Source organism: Nonomuraea sp. H19, assembly GCF_052068215.1.
Lineage (GTDB): Bacteria > Actinomycetota > Actinomycetes > Streptosporangiales > Streptosporangiaceae > Nonomuraea.
In genome coordinates this window covers 34459-55493 of sequence record NZ_JBQHCV010000043.1, presented here as the reverse complement: position 1 = coordinate 55493, position 21035 = coordinate 34459, and the positions used below count along the sequence as shown (strand labels likewise).

Below are 21035 nucleotides of genomic sequence, written 5' to 3'. Positions count from 1 at the left end.
GACGCCTGCAGAAGCCTTCAGCGATCATCTAAACTCGCTGCTGAGCAGCAGTGTTGCGACGACCCCTTGAACCCAAGCAGTACACTTCGATCGCCTTCGGCCGGCGGTGCGAACAGGCGAGGGTCCGTCCCTCGACGGGCCGGACCGGGACGTGCTTCGACAACGCAATCACTGAGAGTTTTTTCGCCTCGCTGGAGTGCGAGCTGATCGACCGGCGCACTTTCCGTACCAGGTCAGAAGCCGAGCGGGCGCTCTTCAGTTACATCGAGGGGTTCTACAACCCGCGCCGACGGCATCCGCCAACGGTCACCTCAGCCCTGCCGAATACGAGCGGCAATACGTGCTCAAGAACGCCCAAGATCTCGACTATGCTGCCGCGTAGTCGCAAGCCCTGATGTGTCTACTGAACCGGGGCAACTCCAAGACATTCCCGCAGGTCGGCCAGTCTCAAAAGCTGGTCCCGAAAGTGGTTCCCATAACCCCTGCTACGGCGTCAGCTTTCGATACCGTGGGACTCGTGGACTACGGCTACGCCCTGGTCAGCACCACCGCTCAAAATCTCACCCGGCAGATCGACACCCTCAAGGCCGGAGGCATTCCCGAAGAGCTCATCTGGTCTGATTGGCGTACCGGGGCCACGATGGCTCGCGACGGCCTGGAGGACCTGCTGCGCCGCGTGCCGCCTCACGCCGGTCACCGGATCACCGTCGTGACCTTGGATCGACTGGGGCGCAACATGCGCGAGTGCCTCAACCTGGCCCACGAGCTGACCGAGCGCGGGATCGGCCTGCGCACACTCAAGGACCAGATTCCGGTGGACACCAGCGTGCCAGGTCCGGCGGCCGACATGGCTATCGCTCTGCTGGCGATGTTCGCGCAGATGGAGCGGATCTACATGCTGGAGCGGGCGGCCAGCGCCCGGCCCACGCCCTGGCCGACTGGTTCCACGTCGGCGCCAACCGGCCTGAATGGCACACTGTGCTCTACACGCCGCTGATCAATACCCCGCCCGGCCGGGCCCTCACGGACCTGACCGACCTGGCCAACCGTCATGCCATGGTCCGCGCCCGTGACATCGACGACCCCAAGCGCGAGACCAATCTCCACGGTGCCGGCCTCTACACCGAACTCGTCACCATCGATGAGTCCGAACGGCTCACCACCCGCGCCCTTGAGCAGGTCCGCGACTTCTACGCCCGCAGCAGCCTGGGGCTGATCCTCATCGGCATGCCAGGCATCGAAAAGCGGCTGGCCCGCTGTCACACATGCGACGAGGATCGCTGTAGTCACGCGTCCGCGTAAAGGAGTCCCGAAATCCCGAAAGGGCGGCGGACGCCGCCCTTTCGGGTCCCCCTCGTCTCCAGGTATCCGCTACGGAACAATGGCGTATCCGAAGCGGGGACCGAGGCTGGCAGGGAGCGTGATCGGCATGCCCCTGGGTGAAGACGCCAGGTCTGCCCGCGTGGTGCGCTCGCTGCCACTGGCGTTCGCCGCCGGCACGGCGGTGGGCGTGTTAGGCGGGATGGTCGGCCTGGGCGGCGCCGAGTTCCGGCTGCCGCTACTGATCAGCCTTTTCGGGTTCGCCGCGCTGTCGGCGGTCATCGTGAACAAGGCGATGAGCCTGATCGTGGTGCTCACCGCGCTGCCCGCCCGGCTGGCCGCCGTCTCGCTTGCGGAGCTGGCCGCGCACTGGACCGTCGCGGCGAACCTGCTGGCTGGAAGCCTCCTGGGCGCCTGGGCAGGAGCATCCTGGGCGGTGCGGATGCGCAGCGCCACCCTCTACAAGGTGCTCGCGGCGCTGATGGTGCTCATGGCCGCCACCCTGGTCCTCGCCCACTCCACCGCCCTGGGCACGCCGGCCCTGCCCGGCCCGGCACAGGCGATCGCCGGGCTCGTGGCCGGTTTCGGCATCGGCGTGGTCGCGGCCATCATGGGAGTGGCCGGCGGTGAGCTGCTGATCCCCACGATCGTTCTGCTCTACTCCGTCGACATCAAGATCGCTGGCAGCCTGTCTCTGGTCGTCTCCTTGCCCACCATGCTCGTGGCTTTCGCCCGCTACAGCCGCGACGGCAGCTTCGCCGTCCTGGGCGCCAACCTCCGCTTTGTCGCCGTCATGGTCACCGGCTCCATCACCGGCGCTCTGCTCGGCGGACTGCTGCTCGGCGTCATCCCGGACCTGGTCCTCATCCCCATCCTGGCCATCGTCTTGCTGATCTCAGCCATCAAGATGGCCCGCCACACCTGACGTCTGGGGCACCTACTTGCCTAACGTGGCTTAACGACCTTCAAGCGGCGGACCGGCTAGTTCGCTTGACAACCCCAGATAACCGGGGGCTACGGCGGCGCGGGCATGGTCCGGTTGTACGCCTTCGACCTGGTGCGGAAAGTGATCGACGTGGAGACGCTGTCGCCATGGCTGCTGGAGCGCGACCCGGAGGACCGCACGCCGCTGGAGGCGGAGAACCTCGAGCTGACCGGCCCCGTGGACCGGTTCAGCATCGAGATCGACTTCGACGCGCGCTTCGCCGGGTTCGCGCCGCGCACGCCGCCCCCGCCGCGGCCGGCGAAGGCCGTGATGCCGAGGGGCACGGTGGCGTACTGGCGGTTCGACGCCGAGGGGCTGGCCGGCGCGGGCACGGACGGCGTGGTCGTCCCGGCGGGCGCGGTCGTCCGCGACCTCACCGGGGGCGGCAACGACCTGACCATGGAGCTGCTGCACGCCAGCGCCCTGCCCCGAGGGCGGGCACGTTGCGTCCGTGGGCCGGCCGTACCCGGTATGTTGGCCGACCATGGAGGAACGCGAACGCCAGAACCGCCCACGACGCCCCGCCTTCGCCGCCGCCGCGGTGGCGGCCCTGATCGGCATCGCCTCCTGCGGCGCACCGGCCCTGTCCGGAAGCGCGGCCGGCACGGCGCCGACCAGCCCGGCGTCCCCGACCGCGAGCGCCCAGGCGGGCTCCGGCGCCAAGCTCCCCGCTCCCGGCCAGCCGATTCCGGAGAGCGCCACCCGCCTGGCCACCGCCCTGCGCAAGACCACGACCGCGCTCAACGCGGCCATCGACCGGTGGGACAAGAAGGGTGAACCGCCCGCGGACGTCGAGCTCCTGGCCCTCTATCACCAGCGCATCCACCGCTACGCCGCCCGCCATCCCGAGGTCGCCGACCGCGCCTTCGCCCGCCTGCCCGCCCCCCTCGCCGCCCAGGCCAAGGACAACACCAAGGCCATCCGCGACCTGCTCGCCCTGGCCCGGCCGATCAAGCCGTCCGCCGTGTTCAAGGTCCAGCCGCCCCGCCCCGCGGCCGAGCTGCTCGGCTACTTCAAGAAGGCCGAGCGCCGCTTCGGCGTGGAGTGGGAGGTCCTGGCGGCCGTGATGTTCGCCGAGACCAAGTTCGGCCGGGTCAAGTCCCCCAGCCACACCGGTGCCCAGGGGCCCATGCAGTTCATGCCGGGGACCTGGCGGGCCTACGGCCTGGGGGGTGACGTCCACGACCCCCACGACGCCGTCATGGCCGCGGCCAACTACCTGCGCGCGAGCGGCGCGCCGCGCAACTACCAGCGCGCCCTGTACGCCTACAACCACTCGCAGGCGTACGTGAACGCCATCCTCCTGCACGCGCGCCAGATCAAGCGGGACCCGAGAAACTACTACGCGTACTACAACTGGCAGGTGTTCGTCCTCACCACGGCCGGTGAGCGCCGTCTGACCGGCCCCAAGTAAGCGGCCCTACGCGCCGTCAACGGTCGTGATCAGCAGCCGGCAAGACACCGCTCACCAGGCGATACGCCGGACGATCTCGTACACCGCCGTGCCGGCGATCGCGTCGGAGTCGCACCCGAGCCCGTCGAACAGGGCGTCCGACAGCCCTTTCGGGCCGGGCAGTGCCGCCCGCGCATGCGGGCGATCCAGCGCGATCTCCTCGGGCCCCGGCTCCGGCGCCGCATGCCCGTCCAAGGCCTCCTGGCCGACCACCTGCCGCTGGTACAGGGCCACGAGCGCGCTCCGGTGAAGAGCCCGTGCCGCTGCACTCACCAGGTAGCGGCAAGAGCCGGGGAGGATTGTCTCCGGAGGCGGGTTTCGGCGCCGTAAGGGGATCTAGGCGTGGTCGGCGCAGCAGGGGGTCGGGTTCGGGACCTCGGCCGGGGCGATGCGGCCGCCGGCGGCGGGCATGGTGAGCAGCGTCATCAGGCCGTCCCGCCACACCGGCCGCACATGGCCGGCGGTCACGACGAGCACGTCGTCGCCGGGCGGATCAGGGGCGGCCAGCACCAGGACCCGCTCGATGGCCGACCCGCCCAGCAGCGCGCCCACGCTGACGGTCCCGGTGAGCCCATCAAGGCCGGGATAGGTGACCACCCGCCCGCCCCGCCGCTCCGTGTGCTCGGCCGCCGCCAGCGCCGCCCCGTCCGCCAGCGGCCCGGTACGGGTGTCGCCGAGCGCCCACGACACCTCGGCGGGCAGAGCGGAGGACACGGGCCCGGGAACGGCCAGCGAGCACGCGACGTGCGGCTCGCCGGACGCGCCTGTCCCGGCCGGCACGAAATGGGTGCAGCCGACGGTGTCACCCGGCAGGCCGAGCGCCCGCGCCACGGTGTGGAGCAGGTGCTCGGCCTCCGGAACGGTACGCGACCCCGCGTCGATACCGAGGATCATCGGCCCGGTCATCGGCGCGGCAGCACCCAGATCGGGTTGCTGTAGAACCACAGGTCGTTCCACGGGTCGGCGTCGCCGTACACGTCGATCTGCGGCCCGTGCGGGTCCACGGCCGCGCCCAGCAGGCCGGGGGCGCCGCGCTTGCCGTCGGTGCCGCGCAGTCGCACGTACACCGGCCGGTCGACAGGGCCCAGCTGGTAGGTGAAGGCGATGGTCCCGGTGTTCTTGTTCACCTCGTACGACTGCACGACCTTCGTGCTCGGCGTGGTGAAGGCGTCCTTGTCGGTGGCAGGGCCGGTGACGTCGCCCTGGATGACGTCCACCCGGGCCAGCGCCGGCACGAACTGCGCCCAGTTCGGCCGCCCGGCGAGGGCGATCTCGATGACCAGCTCGACCCGCGCCCCCTGCCGCACGTGGAGCGTGTCGCCGAGGGTGACGCCGCGCTGCCCGGTCCCGGCCGCCCGGGCCCGCACCACCAGCCCGCTGATCAGCCCGCCGTGGTCGACCCAGATCCGCCCGGCCCGCAGGCCGTCCATGACGGCGCGATAGGAGAAGCCCTGGCTGCCGACGTGGGTGCGGCTGTAGTACCCGGGCCAGAAGTCGCCGGCCCCGAAGTTCGCCACGCCCTTGTAGATCGGGTCCTCGTACTTGCCGTTGGCGTTGAAGTTGCTGTTCGGGCCGCGGTCGCTGGTGTCGCCGTGCACCCAGTGGGCGTCGGAGTTCGCGGTGATCCACCACGGCTTGCCCTCCGCCAGCAGGCTGTCCCACAGCCCGCCCACGGTGGCGGTCATCCAGTCGAACCCGCCGAACGTCTTGTAGCTCTCGGCCGGGTAGCCGGGGAAGGAGTCGGCGCCCGGGTTGCTGTCGTAGTAGCCTCGCCCGCCGCCCGGGCCGTTCGGCTTGGCGATGCCCGCCGCCTGGTGGCCGGGCGCGCCTTCCATGCCGACCGCGATCGACGGCTGCGCCTCCCGCCAGCTGCGGATCTCGTGCGGCGAGTCGAGGCCCTTCCTGGAGGGGTGGTTGGCGAAGAACAGCGCGTCGGGGATCCGCCGCCGCCTGACGGCGTCGGCCAGGAAGTTCAGTCCGGCGATGGCCAGCGCCTCGTTCTGCGGCGTGTTCGACCCGGCGCCCTTCACCGAGCCGTCGAAGGAGTTCTCGAACTCCTTGAGCGTCGCCACCTCGTTCTGCCCGGGGGCGACGAACACGGTGCCGTGCTCGGCCGCCGGGATGTTCCACTCCAGCCCCTGGAAGACCAGCGTGTCCTTGACCGCCTCGCGGGCGGCCACGATGTCCGGGTTGACCTTGTCCACGCCGATCTTCGCGTGCGTGGCGCCGCCGTGGTCGGTGATGACCATCCAGCCGAGGCCGTAGGCGTTGCCGTGCCGTACCTGGTCGATGACCCGGTAGACCGCGTCGGAGCTGTACTGGGTGTGGATGTGGTGGTCGCCGGCCAGCCACAGGTAGCCATCCTTCGGCTCCCGCCCGCGCCCGAGGATCTGCTGGTCCCCGTCCGCCGCCGCCTCGCCCGCCGTCCCCAGCACGCCGGCGGCCGTCAGCCCCGCGCCCAGCAGCCCCGCCCCCCGGAACATCCTGCGCCGCGACAACTCCCCGGGGGACAGCTCCTCGTCGGGGACCGACAGGTCCCGCGCCGTCGTCGCATCCCCTTCGCCGGGGAGCTCATGATGGTGGTGATGCCCGTGACCCATGGTCGCTTTCTCCGTCCCGCCGGAATGAGGGTGCGCCGGCTACGGCCGGAGCGTGGCGGAACCGGATGAAGCGGACATGAACGCCAAGAGATCATCACCTGGCGGGTTCTGTGAGCTCTCTATGAATGTGCGGCAGGAGCCGATGCTGCGCCGGCTCTACGCTAAGTGCCTGACTCGTCCCGCTCGGTCATCGTCGCGGGGAATGTCCGGATAGTGACCGCACAATGTCCTGGCCGCTGTTCTCTCGCCCGGCGACGATGGACGGACGCGGATGGCACGGGAAGTGAGAGACGTCCCAACGAAAGGCCAGCGGCGCCGCAGCATCGTGAAGCGTGGAGACGTTGCGTGGGTCTGTGGTGTTGTGGCCGCTGGCGCAACTGCCGTACCGCGTCGGGTGGGGAGCCGCGTCTTCGAAGCTCCGCGAGACAGGTCGAAGCGGGTCCCTGCGTAGTTCCCACGACACCATGCACGACGGGGAGGTGGCGGTGGCGTTGACGAGCGCGTCCAGCGACGAGGCAGCGGCAATCGGCAACGAACGAGAAGCAGAGTTGGTGGAAATAGCACGCGTCACTGCGAAGGGCTCGCCGCGCCTCGCGGGCGAGGATCCCGAGCACGTCCGGGCGCTCGCCGGCACCGAGGAGCCCTTACCGCCGATCCTGGTCCACCGGCCGACGATGCGGGTCATAGACGGGGTGCACCGGCTGCGGGCCGCTGTGATGCGAGGGGAGGACCGCATCCCGGCCTACTTCTTCGAAGGCGACGCCGATGCGGCGTTCGTCCTCGCAGTGGAGGCGAACATCCGCCATGGCCTGCCGCTGACCTTGCCGGACCGGGAAGCTGCGGCGGCACGCATAGTCGCCTCGTATCCGCACTGGTCGGATCGGGCCATCGCGGCTCGCACAGGGCTGACGGCCAAGACGGTGGCCGCGATCCGCAACCGCTCGGCTCCGGGACAACCGCCCGCGACCGCTCGGATCGGGCTGGACGGCAGGGCCAGACCGCTGGATGCCACGGAGGGCAGGCTGCGGGCCGCGAAGCTCATCGGAGACCATCCGGAGATGTCGCTGCGGCAGGTCGCCCGGCTCGCGGGGCTCTCCCTGGGCACCGCCCGTGACGTCAAGGAGCGAATGCGAAAGGGGCTGGCCCCGGTGCCGGTCAGGGCGCGGGGCAGGCGGCCGCGGTCGGCCGCGGCGGTGCCGCTCCGGCTGGCGAACCGCCCCGCGCCGCAGTCGCAACGGGATCGGCTGTATGGACTCAAACAGGACCCGTCGCTGCACAGCGATTCCGGGCGCAAGGTGTTGCGTTGGCTGAACGCGAGAGTGATCGGCACCGATGACTGGTCGGATCTGGTCGAGGTGCTGCCGGCGCATTGCGCCTATATTGTCGCCGACATCGCGCTCAACTGCGCCGCCGCCTGGCGCGAGCTTGCCGGGGAGCTGGAACGCAGAGTCCAGGCCACCGAGTCGGCTTAGCAATGTTCTCATTTCATTTAAGGCGTTCAACTGTGGAATTTCCACGGTTGAACGGGTGAGTGGACGGATGAGCAGAAAAGAACGCTGGACCGTACCCGTACAAGACAAGGACCCGGTGCCGGATAACGTGAAGCACCTCATCGAGGCGCAGCTGCGTGCACTCGTACTGGACGGCCCTTTTCCTTGCTTGGGCGCCCGTTCCGCGTTCCGCGCCGGCAGTTATCTGTTCAATGTGCACAGTGAACTCGGCTCTCCGGTGAGCCTGCGCAGTCTGGCCGCGGATCTGCGTTATTTCCGGGACGTGCGCCGCCAGATGGGCGATCTCTACACGTACGTGGCGAGCTTCCTCGAGCCCAGGATGATTCGCGACGAGCCGAGCTGGGACCGGCTGGTCTGGCGGGTGTTACAGGAACTGCACGACCTCGACGACGAGCCGTGGGACGAGCGGTACTCCACCGACCCGAGCCGAGCCGATTTCGCATTGTCGTTCGCGGGTCTCGGCCAACTGGTGGTGACGCTGTATCCGGGTGCCTCCCGTTATGCTCGCCGGTTCGCGTGGCCGACGCTCATCTTCAACCCGCCCGAGCAGGATCGTGCGAAGTTTCCGTCGGACGAGGAGTTTCTGGCCTTCCAGGACCGGATTCGCCTGCGGGACTCCCGGCTGCAGGGATCGGTCAACTCGTCGCTTCCGCCGACCTTGGACGATCCGCAGGCACCGGGATTCTCGGGTGCGCCGATCGGCCCGGACTGGCGCTGCCCGTTGCGGGTGCGGAACTGAGCGATCCTTCGCCCTTGACCATCGCCGATCTCGCTGGATACACAACAATATCTGACGGTTGTAAAACTTGGGGGACGGATGACCGATGTATCAATCGCCGCAGGGAATGTGGTGAATTTGAGCGCGGCGGAAATGGCGTCCATGTGGGCCGCCGGTGGGGACAATCTTCGTTCGGTTGATCTCGTCCACGCCGATCCTGAGGAGACGGTCGCGTGTGCCACCGCGGTGACGGCGGCGGCGCCAGCGTCGTTGGTCGGGGCGATGCAGGCCTATCGCAGCCGCGCCGAGCACGGTGACGTCCTCCTGGTCCGGGGCGTCGTGCCGACCTTGAACTTCGGTGCCAACCCCACCGCTTCAGCCGCGCCGCTTCATGGGCGCGCCGTCCAGCAGGCGGCGCTACAGCTGCTCGGCGTGATGCTGCTGCTCGGCGAGCCGTTCAATTTCCGCAGTCTGTACGAGGGCCGTCTGGTCCAGCACGTCGTACCGGCCCCACGGATGGAATACACGCAGACCAGCGAGAGCAGCAGCGGCATGCTGGACTGGCACGTGGAAGACGGTTTCAGCGCGGATCGCTGCGACTACTTCGGGCTGCTGTGCCTGCGCGGCGCCGACGACGCGGTCACCCGTTACGCGGCCGCTCGCGATGTCGTCCTCGACGGACACGACCGTCAGGTGCTGGCGGAGCCCAGGTTCGAGATGGCGCCCGACTCGGCGCACATGCTCGATGACAGCTCGCCGTGCCGTACCGCGGTGCTGTCCGGCCCGGCGCACGCCCCGGAGATCTGCTACGACGACCACTATCTGTCCCCTTTGGACACCGCGGGAGAGAAAGCGCTGCTGGCGTTGCGCCGGCAACTCGACGCCGTCCACCAAGGACACGTCATGCGACCCGGTGACCTGCTCATCATCGACAACCGCCGGGTGGTGCACTCCCGTACGCCCTTCGCCGCCCGGTACGACGGCACCGACAGGTGGTTGCTGCGCACCATGGCCTGCACGTCGCTGCAGCGGTTCCGGCAGCACGGCGGCCGCATCATCTGACCGCGTCGCCGACGCGCCCACACAAGGAGGGGAGTCCGCGAGTTGTCGTCCGAAGTCGTCCTCATCGTCGGGGCGGTTGAGCACCGGGAGCTGGCCGTGCACACCGCGTTGGAGCGGGCCTACCGGCTCGTTGTCGTGGATGAACCGGGCTCCGCATTGCTGCCGTGGGCACATGTGGCGGTGCCGGTCGCGGACATCCTCGACGAGAAGTGCGTACGCGCCGGGATCGAGCAAGCGCTCAGAGTGGCGCGCCCGGACGCCGTACTGACCTTCTACGACGAGCTCTTCCCGCTCGTCGCCGAGGTGGCCGCCGACCTGGAGCTGCCGTTCGTCGGCCACCGGACGGCGCTGCTGAACGCCGACCAGTCCGAGCAGCGGACCGCTCTGGCGGCGGCCGGAGTGCCGATCCCGAGCTGGACCACCTGCGACGATCTCCGGTCCGTCCGCGTGGCCGCCGAACGCCTCGGCTATCCGGCCATCCTCAAGGTCGCCGACCAGGCCGGCGCGGGAAAGATCCGGGTCGCCGGGCCGGACGAGCTCGTCGCGGCGTACGAGGAGGTCGCCGGTCTCCGGTTGCGGGAGGAGGTGCCGCTGCTGATCGAGGAGCTGATGCTCGGCCAGGAGTACAGCGTCGAGGCATTCGTACAGCACGGGCGGATCACGCCGGTCTGCCTGACCCGCAAGCTCACCACCGGCGGCGCCTACCCGGTCGAGCTCGGGCATGCACTCCCCTACCAGGGCCCGGACGGCGACGCCGTGCTGGAGCTGGCGCTCGCCGCGATCCGCGCGGTGGATGCGGACCACACGCTCGTGCACACCGAGGTCTTCATGACCGCGGCCGGCCCGAAGGTCGTCGAGGTGAACACCCGGTCCGGCGGCGACCGCATCATGGATCTCGTCGCGCACTCCTGCGGCGTGAACCCCTATGAGGTCATGTACGACCTGGCGCTGGGTCAGGAGCCGCGATGGCGGCCGGAATGGCGGTCGGCGGCCGCCATCCGATTCGTCGCCGCCGACCGCACGGGACGATTCGCCGGTCTCGCCGACGTCCAGCACGCCCTGACGCTGCCCGGCCTCCTCCACCTGGGAATCGATCAGCCGTACGGCGCCGCGGTGCGGACCCCGCGTGGTGGCCAGGACCGCATCGGCTGGGTGGTGGCAGAGGGCGAGTCCTGGCGGCAGGCCCAGGAGCGGGCCGACCGGATCGCCGCCGGCCTGGCGCCACGGATCGACACCCCTGACACGACCGCAGCGGAAACCGGCTCAGGAGCGAGGACCTAATTGAACGGATACACCGTGTCCACCTACGGGGACCACATCGCGGACATCTATGACGAGCCAGGCCAGACGCCGGAGGACGCCGACGAGGCCGCGGCGTTCCTCTGGGACCTGGCCTCCTCGGCCGCCGGCGCAGAGCGGCCCCAGGCCATGGAACTGGGCATCGGCACCGGACGGGTCGCTCTGCCGCTCGCGGCGAAAGGCTGCGAGGTGTCCGGAGTGGACTGTTCGCAGGCCATGCTCGAGCGTTGCCGGGCGGCCGACACCGAGGGGCGGCTGCGCCTGGTCCACGGCGACATGACGACGGCGCGGTTCGGCGAGCGGCGATTCCACGTGGTCTACGCCGTCTTCAACACGCTGCTCCACCTGCTCACCCAGGACGAGCAAGTGGCCGCGTTCGGCAACGCGGCGGCGCAGCTGGCCCCGGGCGGCGCCTTCGTCGTGCAGGTCAGCACGCCGGACTCCGCGTTGCTCCACAACGGCCAGCACGTGCGCCTGTTCGAGGTGGAGAGGGACTACGTGGATCTGAACGTGACCATCCACGATCCCGTGCGGCAGCACCTCCGTACCCAGCAGATGTTCTTCAAGAGCGATGGGATCCAGATGCGTCCCCTGCTACAGCGCTACGTGTGGCCCAGCGAGCTGGATCTCATGGCCCGCATCGCCGGACTGAGGCAGGCGGCCCGATACGCCGACTGGACGGGTGCCGGCTTCACCGGCGCGAGCACCGAGCACGTCTCCGTGTACCGGCCTGCGGAGGCGGGTTAGCATGCCCGCGCTCGAGATACCGTTCGCGCCGTGGCGGTTCATGCTCGCCGTCGATGCCGTGAACTATGCCCTGGACGAGCAGGTCCGCTTCCGCAGCCGCCACCCGGGCGAGCCGATCATCAATCTGTCGTCCGGCGTGAACTTCACCGAGCCGCCGTGGGAGCTGGTGGACTTCACACTCGGCGCGGCCCGCGATCCGTTGTTCTGGCACGACTACGACGGCCCGGACGGCCACCTCGTCGGGCGGGCGGCGATCGCCGCATACGAGTCGTGGCGGGTCGGCGGCACTCTGGTGGGGGTGGACAACGTCCTCGTCACCGCGGGAGCGAGTGCGGCGCTCGCCCTGGTCGCTCGCGGGCTGCATCCCGGCAACGGCGCCCGGCCGCACGCCGTGCTCCCGGTGCCGACGTTCCCGCTGGTCGGCGCATGCCTCACCGACGCCGGGTTCGCGCTCGACGAGGTGACGTCGGCGGAGACCGGACGATGGCTGCCCACCGTGGAGGAGCTGACCGCCGCCGCCACCGCGGACACCCGCGTGGTCTACGTCAACACGTTCAACAATCCGACCGGCGAACGCTACGACGAGCCGGAGCTGCGCAAGCTGGTCGGCTGGGCCCGCGAGCGTGGCGTCATCGTCCTGCACGACACGGTTTCCTCCGACGTCTCGGCGGTGGACGGGCTTCCCCACCTGCTGTCGATCGCCGCCGAGGAGGGCTACCGGGACGGGGTGGTCACCGTCGGCAGTCTGTCGAAGTCGCGTGCGGTACCGGGGTTTCGCATCGGCTGGCTGATCGGCGACGCCGCGCTCATCGCCCGGCTGGCCGGCTTCAACGAGCTCATCGCGCCGTCCTCCCCCGGGCCGGCCGCACCGGCACTGCTCATGGACCGCATGCTGACGGCCGCGGTGGACGGCGACCGCTCGGGCGGCACCGAACCGTGGCGCCACCTTGATGACCTGCTGCGCCCGTACCACGCCGTCTCGCCCCGGCTGGCGGAGTTCGTCGAGCGTGCGCGAGCCGTGCTCACCGCGACGGAGAGCGTGGACAGGCTGGCGTCATGGCGGGCCTCGCTGCGGGAGACCCTGGCCGCCAACGTGTCGTCGCTGCACGAGTGGCGTGCGGTCATCACGGAGGTGCCGCCGTGGCGCGGTGATTTCAACACGCTCGTACGGATCGGCGCTCTCGACGGACGGGCTTACCTCGACACGACCCATCGCCTGTTCCGCGAGTACGGCCTCCAGACCCTGCCCGGACCGGCGTTCGGCGCCTCCGAACCATGGTGGCGTCGCCGCGGGTATTTCCTGCGGCTGTCGTTCGCCCTCCCGCCCGCGCGGTGGCAGGAGGGCATCGCACGGCTGGCCAGCGCCTGCGGGAGGTTGGCCGACGATGGCTAGCCGCTTTGCCTGGCGTCTGTTCCCCATCGGATTGTTGCGCTCGTCCGGGCTGCCGTTCGCGTGGCTGGACGGTATGGCCCAACCGGATCTGCTGCACCGGACCGATGCCGCCGCGGCCGCGGCCGACGAGCTCGCGGTGGTCCGGACCAAGGTGATCGCCGCTTTGAAGGCGGCGCAGGCCGAGTGCGACGACGGCGAGAGGCCGGCTCTGAACAGGACGCTGAAGGCCGTCATCCACTTCCGCGCGGTGCCCGTCGTGCCTTCAGTCGCCGTGGCGGCGGCCGAACCCTGGCAGGAGGCGATCGCCGAGTTCCAGCGGGCTCACAACCTGCTGGACGAATCCCTCGCCCGCACGGTCGAGGCCGAGTGCGCCAGCCTCTTTCACAACGTGCGGGACGAGCTGTTCCTTGAGGGTGTGCTGATGTCCAGCCCGCACGCGCACCACGAGCTGGTCCGCTCGATCCGGCAGGACAGGCTGACCTCGCGAGCCGAGACCACCGCCTACCGGTATCTGCAACGCTTCTGCGCCAAGGCCGAGACGACCGGCCACGTGGGACCGCTCAATCTGGTGCGGGTGGCCGACGGTGACGCGGATCCCGGTGCCGGCACGTTCTTCCACCACCACGACCCGGTGCTGGGTGAGCTCACGTACTGGAGCGCGGGGGACGGCCGCCGAGCCGAGCGCCGTACCTCGATCAGCTACTGGGCGGCGGAGGCGCTGGCGAACGCCGTCCTGCGCGATCGCGAGCTCGGCCTGCGGCTGCACCGGCCCCGCCGCGTACTCGCCGCGGCCGGGCTCGAGCCGGCCCAGGACCTCACCAGCGCACAGCGGGCGGTGCTCGACGCCGCCGACGGCCGCAGGACGCTCGCCGAGATCGCGACCATGATCGGCCAACCCGCGGACGCGAGCGCGACCATCGTGAACGGCCTCGCGGACCGGCGCCTGGTGCGACTCGACCGGCACCTGCCCGACCACACCGCGGACCCCGGCGCCGACCTGCGTGAGCGGCTGGCCGAGGCGGGCACGGCCACCGCCGCCGCGGCGGGGTCGGTGCTCGACGACGTCTCCGCGTTCGCGCGGCTGCCGTACCAGCGGCGCCTGCGGGCGCTGACCGACCTCACCGCCAGGTTCAGCGAGCTGACCGGGCAACCGGCTTGGCGAGGCGAGGGCCGCATCTCCTCCGACCGCGCGATCCTGTTCGAGGACGCACTGGACAACGTTCAGGGGTTGCGGGTGAGCACGGCCGGCGCGCGCCGGCTGACCGAGCAGCTCGGCACCGTGCTCGACCTGCTCGCCTCACTCGCGGTGGACGAGCGGGCGGCCGGGCAGCGGGAGCTCGCACGGCTGATGCGGGCAGAAGGACGCGCGCACCTCCCGGCCGCCGTGGTGCGGCAATGGCCGGCCCCCGTCCCGCCGCCCGGGACCGGCCGGGTCCAGAGGTTGGCCGGGCTGCTCGATCCCGGCGTCCCGGTCGTGCGGCTGACTCGCGACGACCTGGAGGCAGCCGGGCTGCTCCGGGACGATCTGGAGCGGTGGCCGCTGTTCGGCGCCGCCGATCTCATGCTCGCCGGCGGGAGCGAGCCGCTGCTCGTGCTGAGCGAGTTGCACCACATCTGGCCGAACCTCGCCCGGCCGGTCCGCGGGTTGTACTCCGATGAGCAGCTGGGGGTCGCGCAGCTGAGCCGGCTGCTCGCCGAGCAGCTGGCACCGGCCCAGCCCACGCTGCAAGAAATCCGGCGTACCCAGAAAGGCGCCGACAATTCGCCCGCAGGGCACCGGCTGCTCTGCCTCGACGCCACGTCGCCGGAACCCGGTGCGATCGAGGTGGACACGGTGCATGTTCGCCGATGGGACAGCGGGTTCATCGGCCTGCACGATCCGCGTACCGGCCGTGATCTGTGGCTGCTGCCGGAGTACGACGACGCCGGCGTTGAGGTCGGTGGCCTGGCGCACTGCGCGATCCCCGCCATGGAGCTTCCTCGGTTGAGGCTGGGCGAGCACACTCCACGCGTCGTGGTCGACGGGGTGGTGCTCCAGCGGCGGCGTTGGGACCCGCTGCCGCAGGAGGTCCCCGGCTTCGCGGGGCGGGTGCCCACTGCACGGGACTGGCGCCGGTTGCACGCCTGGCGCCGTCGGCTGGCGCTGCCGCGGCACACGTTCTACCTCGTGGACACCGAGTCCAAGCCCATGTTCCTGGACTTCCTGTCGGTGCTGTCGGTACGCAGCTTCGCCCGCGCGGTCGAGACGGCGACGGCGCTCACGATTACGGAGATGCTGCCCGAGCCGTCACGGCTGTGGTTGCGCACGCCCGACGGGACCCTCGCCTCCGAGCTGCGGACGCTTTGGTGGCGCAGCCGACCGCCGTACCCAGAAGGAGACTGAATGCGCCTGCACACCGAGTTCATCGCCTACCTGGAAGAGCACCGCGAGCAGGCGGACATCGTGCTGCGTGCGCTGGCCCGTGATCTGGCGGCTGACGAGGTCTTACAGTGGTCGCCGGAGTTGAGAGCGCCTCTCGGCGTGGTGCCGATCCTCCTGGACGGGGCCGATCACAGCGCGCTCGTGGCCGCCGGTCTGCTCGCCGGTTCGCTGCTGCCCCGCCTGCCCGGATTGCTGTTCGGCGATCTCGAGGCGGCCATGGACGCGTTCGCCGTGCCGGACGCCATGCGACCGTTCATCCGGGCCGAGGTGCCACGCGAGATCACCGTCGCGCGGACCGATTTCATGCTCGGCCTCGACGGATGGCGGTTCATCGAGATCAACAACGGCGCGTCGGTCGGCGGCCTGCTGGTCGGCGACTACGACCGTCGGGTGCGCGCCCGGCCGTTTCTCACCGACTTCCTCGACCGGCGCCGGCTCGGCAACACCTCGCCCGCGCGGGTGCTTGCCGCCGAGGTGCTGTCCCGCTGTGACGACCTGCCGATCGACGGCCGGCCGACGGTGGCCATCGTGGACTGGGCGGGTCACATGGACGAGTTCCCCCTCGAGTATCCCCAGCTCGCGGCGCAATACCGGGCCGGTGGCCTGGACACCGTGGTGTGCGCGCAGACGCAGCTGCGTCACGAGCACGGCAGGCTCTGGTACGAAGGCCGGCCGGTGCACGCGGTGCACCGGGAGTTCCTCCTCGAGGATCTCACCACCGAGGAGGTCACTTCCGCGTACCAGATCCTCGCCGCGGCCGAGGCCGGGGACGTGGTGCTGATCTCGGGTTTCCGCCACGAATGGCTGTCGCACAAGGGCTCGTTCGCCATGCTGCACGAAGCGGCCGCTCGGGGCGTCCTCTCCGAACGCGAACGCGAGCTCGTCGAGCAGTACGTGCCGACCACCTGGATGCTGAACGAATCCGGTACGGGACTGCGGCACGCCACACTGAGCCCGGACGGCCCGTTCCCACTCGCCCCGGAGTCGCTGGTGGCGAAGCCGTGCCTCGGCAGCCTCGGCCAGGGCGTGCTCATCGGCGCGCTCTGCCAGGGCGACGACTTCTGGTCCGGGGTGCGCGATCACGCCGGGAAGACGCCGTACGTGCTGCAGCAGCTGGTGTACCCGAAGACGGCGCCGTTCGCCTGGCTGGAGGAGGCCCGGCTGACCTTCGACGCCGTCCAGATCCTTCCTGGCCTGTTCACGGTCGCCGGCCGCCCGGCGGGGTGGTGGTCCCGGCTGATGCGCGGCGAGAAGCCCGCCATCACCAACGCCGCCTACGGCGCGGCCCGCGGCAGCATCTGGAGTGAAGCAACGCGATGATCTTTCGCAGTGTCCACGAAATAGTCACCGACGACATCTTTCTGGTCCTGCCCGGGTTCACCGGCCGGGACGACGTCGAACTGTTCCTCAAGATCGAGGCACTCAATCCGGCCGGCTCGATCAAGCTCAAGACCGCGGTCTCCATGATCGAGCAGGCCGAACACGACGGCATCCTGTACCCGGGCTCGCGCGTCATCGAGTCGTCCTCCGGCAACCTGGGCATCGCCTTCGCGATGGTGTGCGCGGCGAAGGGCTACCCGCTCACGATCGTGACCGACCTCAACGCGACCCGGGCCTCCGTGAACACGATGCGTTGCCTCGGCGCGACCGTCACCGTCATCGCGACGCCCGATCCCGGCGGTGGCTTCCTGCGAAGCCGCCTCGACAACATCCACCGGGCGCTCGCCGCCGACCCGGATCTGGTGTGGCTCAACCAGTACGCCAACCCGGCCAACCCGCGCGCGCATCGCACGCACACCGCACGCAGCATCCACAAGGAACTCAGGAAGGTGGACGCTGTCTTCGTCGGCACCGGCACCACCGGGACCCTGATGGGCTGTGCCGACTACTTTCGCGAACACAGTCCGCAGACCCGGATCGTGGCCGTGGACGCGGAGGGTTCGGTCACGTTCGGAACGCCGCCCGGGGCACGGCACCTGCCCGGACTGGGCACCAGCGTCCGCCCTCCGATCCTGCGGGATCACGCGGGCTTCGACCTCATCCACATCGGCGAGGTGGAGACCATCGCCACCTGCCGGGAGCTGGCCCGGCGCCATGGATTGCTGGTGGGCGCCTCCACCGGCAGCGTCCTGGCCGCCGTGCGCCGGCTGGCGCACACCCTGGCGGCCGGCTCCCGGGTGGTCGCCATCAGTCCAGACCTCGGCGACCGGTACCTGGACACCGTCTACAACGACAAGTGGTGCGAGTCCCGCTACGGGGTCGTGAACGTTGCGCCGATTGGGGGAATCCATGTCTGAATTCCACGTCGTACCCGGAAACGTGGTTCGGCACATCCTCGACCGCTCCGCGGATCGGGTACGGCAGATCGTGGTGGAGACATACCTCGCGCACGAGCGCGGCGCGACGGTGAACCCGGACAGCTACTTCCTCCGGTTCCCCGACAAACCGGACTCGCGGGTGATCGCGCTGCCGGCCTATGTCGGGCCGCCCGTCGACCGCGTAGGGCTGAAGTGGATCTCCAGCTTTCCCGGCAACGTGAGCGCGGGCCTCCCCCGGGCGTCGGCCGTGCTGATCCTCAACGACTACCGCACCGGCCGCCCGGTCGCGTGCCTGGAGTCGGGCGGCATCAGCGCCGTACGAACCGCCGCCTCCGCCGCGGTGACCGCCCGTGCCCTGATATCCGACGACCTCCCACGCACCGTCGCCTTCATCGGCGCCGGGGTCATCGCCGCCACCGTTCTCGAGCACCTCCTCGACGCCGGGCTGAACGTCAAAGAGGTCATCTGCCACGACCTGGACGACTCCCGGGCCGCCGAGTTCGCCGGGCGCGTCCGGGGGCTGCCCGGCCGGACCACAGGTCTGTCCACCGCACTCTCCGCCGATGTCGTGGTGTTCGCGACCACCGCGGCGGTGCCGTACGTCCCGGCCCACACCGTGCTGCGAAGCGGCCAGCTCCTGCTCCACATCTCGCTCCGCGACCTGCCGCCGCAGGTGCTGCTGACCGGGTACAACATCGTGGACGACATCGACCACTGCCTGAAGGCGGAGACCTCGCCCCACCTGGCCGAGCGCCTGGTCGGCAACAGATCGTTCATCGCGGGCACCATCGGCCGGCTGCTCCGCGGCGACCTCACCCCGGACCCGGCCCGGCCCGTCATCGTGTCGCCGTTCGGCCTCGGCGCCCTCGACGTAGCCGTCGGACATTTCGTGCTCACGACCGCGATCAGGGAAAGCAGCGCGATCGCCGTGCCGGGCTTCCTCGCCGGCGAGGACGACCGATGACCGTCGCGGTCGAAGGGCGACTGCAGGGCCCGTTCTGGAGGTACTTTGCCGCCGCCACGCTGACCAACATCGCCGACGGCATCCGGGCCGGTGCGTTCCCGCTGCTCGCGGCCGTGCTCACGCGCGATCCGCTCGGAGTGGCCGCGGTGTTCGCGGCGCAGCACGGCGCGTGGCTGCTGTTCGGGCTCTATGCCGGGGCGGTCGCCGACCGGTGTCCCCCGACGCGGATCCTCCTGGTCGCGGACGGGTGCCGAGTCACCGTGCTGGCGTTGCTGCTCGGCTGCGTGGCGGCGGGGGCGGCGAGCATTCCGCTGCTGGCCGGCGCGGCGTTCCTCATCGGTACGGCGGAGACGTTCCGGGACACGGCCGCGCCCAGCCTGCTGTCCCGCCTGGTACCCGACCCGCTGCTGGAACGCGCCACCGGGCGGCTCGTCAGCGGCGAGGTCGTGGGGAACGAGTTTCTGGGCCCCCTGCTGGGCGCGGCGCTGTTCGCCGGTTCGATGGCGCTGCCGGTCGCGATCGACGGGCTGGTGCTCGCGTTCGCGGTGGCACTGGTGCTGTCACTGCCCAGGACCGTCCATCTGGCGACGGCCGCGCCCGCACCCGTGCCGGGAGACCGGCGGCTGCGCACCGCGCTCGGCACCGGCATCCGCTGGCTGATGCGACACCGGCTGCTGCGCACCGTGACCGCAGCCGGCGCGTTGCTCGCCTTCGCGGACGCCGCCTGGTGGGCGGTGCTGGTCGTGTTCGCGGGCGACGTCTTGCACCTGCCGCCGCAGGGGTACGGCCTGCTGCTGGCCGCGGGGGCGGCCGGCGGCGCGGGCGGCGGGCTGGCCGCTGAACGCCTGGCCAGGTGGTTCCGGCCGGTGCCGCTGCTCGTCGGCACGATCCTGGTCGCCGGCCTGCCCACGCTGGCACTGATGTTCTCTCCGCCGTTGTGGCTCGTGCTGCCGCTGCTCGCGGTGAGCAGTGCCGGGTTCGCCGTGTGGAACGTCGTGGCCTTCGCCACCCGGCAGCGGCGGACACCGGCCCGGCTGTTCGGCCGGGTCACGTCGGTGCACCGGATGGCACTGTACGGCGGCGCGACCTTGGGCGCCCTGTGCGGCGGCTGGATCGCGGGCGCGGGGTTGACCTCCACGTTCGGCGCCGCCGCGGCGCTCACCGTGGCGGCGGCCGGGCTGCAGCTGACGGTGTGGTCCGCGGAGACCGACGGCGAGCCACCATGCTGACCGCCAACGATCCGGATCCGCTCCTGCGGATCAAGCGGCCCGAGCTGCTGCCGGACCTCGTCTCCTGGGCGGCGGCGGAGTGCGGGCTGGGCCGGGTCGGCGACCATCGGCCCAGCCCTGTCGGCTACGACGACTGCAACGTCCTCGTCCGCACCGAGACCGGCCGGTACCTGTTCAAGGTCTTCACCGTGCACCGGCCGGAGGCGATGACCGTTCGATACGTCGAGGTGATCCAGGCGGCGCGGGCGGCCGGCGTACGGCACCCCCGGCTGTACCCGGTGGACGGTGAGGTGCTGTTGCGGCATCGCCCGTCCGGAAATCTGTTGATCGTCATGGAGCTCTTGAATGCCGGCACCTTCCTCGACCTCGGCACGTATCCCAACGCCGCCCAGCTCGCCGACCTCATGGGTCAGGTGAGCCGGATCCACCGAATCGAGCGCGACTTCGCCCCGGTGCCCGACTGGTGGGCGATCCATCACATCGAGGCGCTGGCCGGCGAGATGCGGCCGCTGTTGCCGGCCGAGGACCGGGCGGAGGTGGATCGGGCGGTCGCGTCGTTCGCCGAGGTCGATCGGAGCGCCTTGCCGCATGCCCTGGTGCACGGGGACCTCACCAAGGCCAACGTCGTGCCCACCTCGCCGGCAGAGACCGCCATCCTCGACTTCGCGGTGGCGAACCGGTACCCGCGCGTGCACGAGCTGGCCATGGTGGCGGTCAATCTCATGCACGGCGATCCGCGGTCGCCAGGCGAGCGGGTGGCCGCCCTGGCCGACCTCTACGATGCGGCGCCGCCGCTGACCGCGGCCGAGCATCGTGCTCTGCCGCGGTACGTGCACGCGGCCGCCGCCATGGAGCTGCTCGGCGCGGCCCGCGAATGGACTGTGAAGGGCAACCGCAGCGAGGAGACGCGATACCTGATCACGCTCGGACGCGCCGCCGTCCGGGCCGCACGCGACTACCTGGAAGACGGCGCCGTCAGCGGAAGGCGTCGATGACCACTCGAAAGGATGCTGC

At 70.4% G+C, this 21035-nt stretch carries 21 protein-coding genes; 17 read left to right on the top strand and 4 right to left on the bottom strand.

Translation table 11 applies throughout. From position 1 onward, the window contains the following. Window positions 1–50 precede the first annotated feature (50 nt). The 4 genes from ACTMTI_RS51710 (at window position 51) to ACTMTI_RS51695 (ending at window position 2245) form a co-directional block, all read left to right on the top strand. Window positions 51–395, top strand: a complete 345-nt coding sequence (locus tag ACTMTI_RS51710) for an IS3 family transposase (protein WP_441128274.1) — start codon at window positions 51–53, stop codon at window positions 393–395. A gap of 122 nt (window positions 396–517) precedes the next feature. Further along, the gene (locus ACTMTI_RS51705; protein ID WP_441128273.1) at window positions 518–997 is read left to right on the top strand and encodes a recombinase family protein; all 480 of its coding nucleotides are present in this window, start codon (window positions 518–520) and stop codon (window positions 995–997) included. Beyond that, on the top strand, window positions 979–1302 hold the full coding sequence (locus ACTMTI_RS51700) for an AAA family ATPase (RefSeq protein ID WP_441128272.1): 324 nt from the start codon (window positions 979–981) through the stop codon (window positions 1300–1302). Before ACTMTI_RS51705 ends, ACTMTI_RS51700 begins: the two co-directional genes overlap by 19 nt. Window positions 1303–1429: 127 nt before the next feature. Then, entirely contained in the window at window positions 1430–2245 is an 816-nt protein-coding gene (locus ACTMTI_RS51695) for a sulfite exporter TauE/SafE family protein (protein WP_441128271.1), read from the top strand. Between the two features lie 89 nt (window positions 2246–2334). On the opposite strand, the gene ACTMTI_RS51690 is transcribed toward ACTMTI_RS51695, so the two are convergent. Continuing rightward, entirely contained in the window at window positions 2335–2694 is a 360-nt protein-coding gene (locus tag ACTMTI_RS51690; RefSeq protein ID WP_441128270.1) for a hypothetical protein, read from the bottom strand. 95 nt (window positions 2695–2789) lie between these two features. Here ACTMTI_RS51690 and ACTMTI_RS51685 point away from each other — a divergent pair, with 95 nt between their 5' ends. Further along, a complete protein-coding gene (locus tag ACTMTI_RS51685; protein WP_441128269.1) occupies window positions 2790–3719 on the top strand; it encodes a transglycosylase SLT domain-containing protein in 930 nt (309 codons plus the stop codon). A 51-nt stretch (window positions 3720–3770) separates the two neighbouring features. Here the strand turns inward: ACTMTI_RS51685 and ACTMTI_RS51680 are convergent, their stop codons facing one another. The 3 genes from ACTMTI_RS51680 to ACTMTI_RS51670 form a co-directional block, all read right to left on the bottom strand. Further along, a complete protein-coding gene (locus tag ACTMTI_RS51680; RefSeq protein WP_441128268.1) occupies window positions 3771–3992 on the bottom strand; it encodes a hypothetical protein in 222 nt (73 codons plus the stop codon). Window positions 3993–4094: 102 nt separating this feature from the next. Further along, on the bottom strand, window positions 4095–4652 hold the full coding sequence (locus tag ACTMTI_RS51675) for a hypothetical protein (protein WP_441128267.1): 558 nt from the start codon (window positions 4650–4652) through the stop codon (window positions 4095–4097). Window positions 4653–4660: 8 nt separating this feature from the next. Further along, window positions 4661–6358, bottom strand: a complete 1698-nt coding sequence (locus tag ACTMTI_RS51670) for a hypothetical protein (RefSeq protein WP_441128266.1) — start codon at window positions 6356–6358, stop codon at window positions 4661–4663. A gap of 464 nt (window positions 6359–6822) precedes the next feature. On the opposite strand from ACTMTI_RS51670, the gene ACTMTI_RS51665 reads away from it, so the two are divergent. From ACTMTI_RS51665 to ACTMTI_RS51610, 12 genes are all read left to right on the top strand, one after another. Continuing rightward, a complete protein-coding gene (locus ACTMTI_RS51665) occupies window positions 6823–7830 on the top strand; it encodes a ParB N-terminal domain-containing protein (RefSeq protein WP_441128265.1) in 1008 nt (335 codons plus the stop codon). Between the two features lie 67 nt (window positions 7831–7897). Next, on the top strand, window positions 7898–8608 hold the full coding sequence (gene gntA / locus ACTMTI_RS51660) for a guanitoxin biosynthesis heme-dependent pre-guanitoxin N-hydroxylase GntA (RefSeq protein ID WP_441128264.1): 711 nt from the start codon (window positions 7898–7900) through the stop codon (window positions 8606–8608). 117 nt (window positions 8609–8725) lie between these two features. Beyond that, window positions 8726–9649 (top strand): TauD/TfdA family dioxygenase, encoded by a 924-nt coding sequence (locus ACTMTI_RS51655; protein WP_441128263.1) that lies wholly within the window; start codon window positions 8726–8728, stop codon window positions 9647–9649. 42 nt (window positions 9650–9691) lie between these two features. After that, window positions 9692–10930, top strand: a complete 1239-nt coding sequence (locus tag ACTMTI_RS51650; RefSeq protein ID WP_441128262.1) for an ATP-grasp domain-containing protein — start codon at window positions 9692–9694, stop codon at window positions 10928–10930. Window positions 10931–10945: 15 nt separating this feature from the next. After that, on the top strand, window positions 10946–11695 hold the full coding sequence (locus ACTMTI_RS51645) for a class I SAM-dependent methyltransferase (protein WP_441128261.1): 750 nt from the start codon (window positions 10946–10948) through the stop codon (window positions 11693–11695). 1 nt (window position 11696) lies between these two features. Beyond that, the gene (locus tag ACTMTI_RS51640; protein WP_441128260.1) at window positions 11697–13088 is read left to right on the top strand and encodes a pyridoxal phosphate-dependent aminotransferase; all 1392 of its coding nucleotides are present in this window, start codon (window positions 11697–11699) and stop codon (window positions 13086–13088) included. Beyond that, window positions 13081–15471 carry a hypothetical protein gene (locus ACTMTI_RS51635; protein ID WP_441128259.1) on the top strand — a complete coding sequence of 797 codons (2391 nt, stop codon included), beginning with the start codon at window positions 13081–13083 and terminating at the stop codon, window positions 15469–15471. The genes ACTMTI_RS51640 and ACTMTI_RS51635 overlap by 8 nt, the downstream gene beginning before the upstream one ends. Next, the gene (locus ACTMTI_RS51630) at window positions 15472–16830 is read left to right on the top strand and encodes a hypothetical protein (RefSeq protein WP_441128258.1); all 1359 of its coding nucleotides are present in this window, start codon (window positions 15472–15474) and stop codon (window positions 16828–16830) included. Continuing rightward, window positions 16827–17807, top strand: coding sequence for a 2,3-diaminopropionate biosynthesis protein SbnA (sbnA, locus tag ACTMTI_RS51625; protein ID WP_441128257.1), 981 nt, complete (start codon window positions 16827–16829; stop codon window positions 17805–17807). Before ACTMTI_RS51630 ends, sbnA begins: the two co-directional genes overlap by 4 nt. Beyond that, the gene (gene sbnB, locus ACTMTI_RS51620; protein WP_441128256.1) at window positions 17800–18792 is read left to right on the top strand and encodes a 2,3-diaminopropionate biosynthesis protein SbnB; all 993 of its coding nucleotides are present in this window, start codon (window positions 17800–17802) and stop codon (window positions 18790–18792) included. Before sbnA ends, sbnB begins: the two co-directional genes overlap by 8 nt. After that, entirely contained in the window at window positions 18789–20021 is a 1233-nt protein-coding gene (locus tag ACTMTI_RS51615) for an MFS transporter (RefSeq protein ID WP_441128255.1), read from the top strand. Before sbnB ends, ACTMTI_RS51615 begins: the two co-directional genes overlap by 4 nt. After that, window positions 20015–21016, top strand: a complete 1002-nt coding sequence (locus tag ACTMTI_RS51610; protein ID WP_441128254.1) for a phosphotransferase — start codon at window positions 20015–20017, stop codon at window positions 21014–21016. The genes ACTMTI_RS51615 and ACTMTI_RS51610 overlap by 7 nt, the downstream gene beginning before the upstream one ends. The last annotated feature ends 19 nt before the right edge of the window (window positions 21017–21035 follow it).